This is a genomic window from Paraconexibacter sp. (assembly GCF_041602235.1).
Classification (GTDB): Bacteria; Actinomycetota; Thermoleophilia; order Solirubrobacterales; family Solirubrobacteraceae; genus Paraconexibacter.
Genome location: NZ_JBFIGP010000348.1, coordinates 1 through 3,559 on the forward strand (window position 1 = coordinate 1; position 3,559 = coordinate 3,559).

Sequence of the window (3,559 nt, forward strand, 5' to 3'; positions counted from 1 at the left end):
GGTGCCCGCCGAGCGCGGACACCACGGTCCGCGAGATCGTGATCGACCCGGGGCAGGCGTTCGGGACCGGAGCGCACGACACCACCCGGCTGTGCCTCGAGCTCCTGCTCGAGCTGGAACCGGGCGGAGCGGCGGTCGATGTCGGGTGTGGCTCCGGCGTGCTGGGGATCGCGGCGTCGGCGCTGGGGTGGGCCCCCGTCGTGGGCGTGGACCACGACGTGGCGTCGGTGCAGGCGACCCTCGACAACGCGCGGGTCAACGGTGTCGACATGACCGCGCACCGGCACGACCTCGTCTACGACGGACCGTCCCCGTACGCGCCGCTCGTGCTCGCCAACCTGCTGCGACCGCTCCTGCTGCGCGTGGCCTCGGAGGGGTTCGCGGACGGCGCGATCCCCGAGACCCTGATCGCCTCCGGGCTGCTGCGAGCCGAGGCCGACGAGGTGGCGCGCGCCTTCGCCGACGCGCTCGGGCTCGTCGAGGCCGACCGTCGCGAGGGCGGCGAATGGGCCGCCCTGCTGCTGCGGCGCGCCTGAGCGAGGATCACCGCAGCGGCTCTCGCGCGCTCCGGGCGGTCACGAGGTGCTCCACGAGCCGCTCGGCGACCGGGCCGGGGTCCTCCTCGCCGTCCGGCGCGAGGTCGGTGCGCACCCACCCGGGGTCGAACCCGAAGACCGTGATCCCGGACCCCGACTCCTGCCGCAGGGTCTGCGTGAGGCTCGCGAGCGCCGCCTTCGACGCCGCGTAGGCGCCCATGCCTCGGCGTCCGCCGCTCACCATCGGCGCCAGCAGGGTCACGAGGGTCCCTTCGCCGCGCTCGCGCATGCCCGGGAGCACCGCGGCGGCGAGGGCGAAGGGGGAGAGCACGTTGACCTGGAAGCTGCGGTCGACCTCGTCGAGGGTCAGCTCGTCGACGCGACCGTCGATCCGGACCGCGGCGTTGCAGATCAGGACGTCGACGCGACCGTGCGCCGCGAGGACCTCGTCCGTCAGCGTCAGGGCGTGGGCCGGGTCGGTGAGATCCGCGGCGTGGGTGCTGCTCGCGCCGAGGTCCGCGAGGCGCTCGGTGGTCGTGGCGGCCGCGGCGACGATCGCGCCGCGCCCGATGAGCGCGGACGCGGTCGCGCGACCGATGCCGCGCGACGCGCCGGTGACGAGGCAGACCTTCCCGGAGAGCTCCATGCGTCCGGTACGGACATGGCACACAGCCGCGATGACCGGCGGTATGGTCGGACCATGGCCACCAGGATCGACACGACCTTCCCGTCAGGCGGCGAGCAGTGCGCCGTCTACGTCTACCGCCCGGACACGGCGGGCGGCGACCTGCCGGTGGTGGTGATGGCCCACGGGTTCTCGGCCACGCGCGACGACCGGCTGCCGGCCTACGCGGAGCGCTTCGCGGACGCGGGCATGGTCGTCGTGCTCTTCGACTACCGGCACTTCGGCGCGAGCACCGGCGAGCCGCGGCAGCTCCTGGACATCAAGAAGCAGCACGAGGACTACGAGGCGGCGATCGCGTTCGCGCGCGGGCTCGACGGCGTGGACGCCGACCGGCTCGCCCTGTGGGGCTCCTCCTTCAGCGGCGGCCACGTGATGGCGCTGGCGCAGAAGCACGGGAGGATCTCGGCGATCGTGGCGCAGGCGCCGTTCACCGACGGGCTTGCGGCGCTGCGTGCCGCGTCGCCCAAGAACGTGGCCCGGGCGAGCGCCGAGGGCCTGATCGATCAGGCCGGCGCGCTCATGGGCCGGGCCCCGCACATGATGCCCGTGGTGGGTCCCGAGGGCAGCTTCGCGCTGCTCACCTCGGCCGAGGCCGAGCCGGGATTCCGCGCGATCGCGCCCGAGCACTCGCGGTGGCGCAACGAGGTGGCCGCCCGGATCATGCTGCACGTCGGGCTGTACCGCCCGGGTGCGGGCGCGGCGAAGATCCCCTGCCCGGTGCTCATCTGCGCATGCGACCAGGATCAGACGACCCCACCCGCGCCGGCCATCGCGGTGGCGGAGCGGGCGCCGCGGGGCGAGCTCAAGCGCTACGACATCGGACACTTCGACATCTACCTCGGCGAGGACTTCGAGCGGGCGATCGCCGATCAGACCGAGTTCCTGGCCCGGCACCTGGGTGTCGCCGCGCAGGGGGCTGCCGGTGAGGCGGCCGAGGCCGAGCACGCCGAGAGCTTGTGACACGTTCGTGACATTGGCCTCACGTGGGTCCTCGGCCCTAGAGTGAGTCCATGGCCTGGAACGTCATCATCGCCGGTGGCGGGTTCGGTGGGTTCGCCGCCGCCAAGACCCTCGAGCGGATCCTGCCGAAGCACAGCGCCAGGATCACGCTGGTCACCGACCAGAACTTCATGCTCTACACGCCGCTGCTGCCCGGTGCCGCAGCGGGCACGCTGGAGCCGCGCCACGTCGTCGTGCCGCTGCGCGAGGAGCTGCGCGGTGGGACGGATCTGCGTCTCGGGCGCGTGACGGCCGCCGATCCGGCCCACAAGACGATCGACGTGGAGTCGGTCACGGGGCGGACCGAGCGTCTGGCCTACGACCAGCTGATCGTCGCGCTGGGGTCCGTCAGCCGCACGCTGCCGGTGCCGGGGCTCGCCGAGCACGCGGTCGGGTTCAAGGACCTGCCCGAGGCGATCCGGCTGCGCAACCACGTCATCAAGACGCTGGAGGCCGCCGAGAGCACCGACGACACCGCGGAGCGCAGCGCGTGGCTGACCTACGTCTTCGTGGGCGCCGGGTACGCCGGGCTCGAGGGGCTCGCCGAGCTGCAGGACTTCACCGCGGACGTCCTCGACCTCTACCCGCGCTGCCGCACGCACGGCATCCGCTGGATCCTGGTCGAGGCGAGGGAGCACGTGATGCCGGAGATCGGCCCGGATCTCGCCGCGTTCGCGGAGACCGAGTTGCGCGGGCGCGGGATCGAGATCCGGACCTCGACCACGCTCGACGAGGTCACCGCGGACACCGCGCGGCTGTCCGACGGCGAGGTCGTGCGCACGCGGACGGTCGTGTGGACGGCCGGCGTGAAGCCCTCGCCGGTCGTCGCGAGCCTCGGGCTCCCGCTCGGGAAGGGAGGCCGGATCGAGGTCGACACGACCATGAAGGTGCCGGGGGTCGACGGCGTCTGGGCGATCGGTGACGCCGCGGGTGTCCCGGACCCGGCCCGCAAGGGCGAGCCGTGCCCGCCGACCGCCCAGCACGCGATCCGGCAGGGCCGGCGTGTCGCCAGGAACGTGGCGGCGAGCCTGGGGAACGGCCGCATCCGTCCGTTCACGTACAAGACGAAGGGCGTCTTCGTCGACATGGGCCGCTATCAGGCGGTCGCGAGCACGATGGGGATCAAGTGGCGCGGCGTTCCGGCGTGGTGGCTGGCCCGCACCTACCACCTGGTCGCGATGCCCGGCACGAAACGCCGCCTGCGCCTGCTCCTGGACTGGAACGTCGGTCTCCTGTTCGGCCGCGACACCTCCGAACTGGGCCGCCTGGGGCACCCGGCGAGGCTGGGTGAGCCGGAGAAGGGACCGGCGGCGGAGGCGTCGTCGTCCTCTTCCTCTGA

Annotated in this window: 4 protein-coding genes; 3 read left to right on the forward strand and 1 reads right to left on the reverse strand. The window is 73.2% G+C overall.

All coding sequences use genetic code 11. From position 1 onward, the window contains the following. Positions 1 to 536, forward strand: a 536-nt coding sequence (locus ABYE80_RS18585; protein WP_372791803.1) for a 50S ribosomal protein L11 methyltransferase, incomplete at its 5' end; no start/stop codon positions are given. Positions 537 to 543: 7 nt separating this feature from the next. Here the strand turns inward: ABYE80_RS18585 and ABYE80_RS18590 are convergent. Beyond that, positions 544 to 1,182, reverse strand: coding sequence for an SDR family NAD(P)-dependent oxidoreductase (locus ABYE80_RS18590; protein WP_372791805.1), 639 nt, complete (start codon positions 1,180 to 1,182; stop codon positions 544 to 546). Positions 1,183 to 1,236: 54 nt separating this feature from the next. On the opposite strand from ABYE80_RS18590, the gene ABYE80_RS18595 reads away from it, so the two are divergent. Together ABYE80_RS18595 and ABYE80_RS18600 are read left to right on the forward strand one after the other, a co-directional pair. Continuing rightward, a complete protein-coding gene (locus ABYE80_RS18595) occupies positions 1,237 to 2,181 on the forward strand; it encodes an alpha/beta hydrolase (protein WP_372791806.1) in 945 nt (314 codons plus the stop codon). 50 nt (positions 2,182 to 2,231) lie between these two features. Further along, a partial coding sequence (locus tag ABYE80_RS18600; protein WP_372791808.1) for an NAD(P)/FAD-dependent oxidoreductase occupies positions 2,232 to 3,559 on the forward strand: 1,328 nt, incomplete at its 3' end.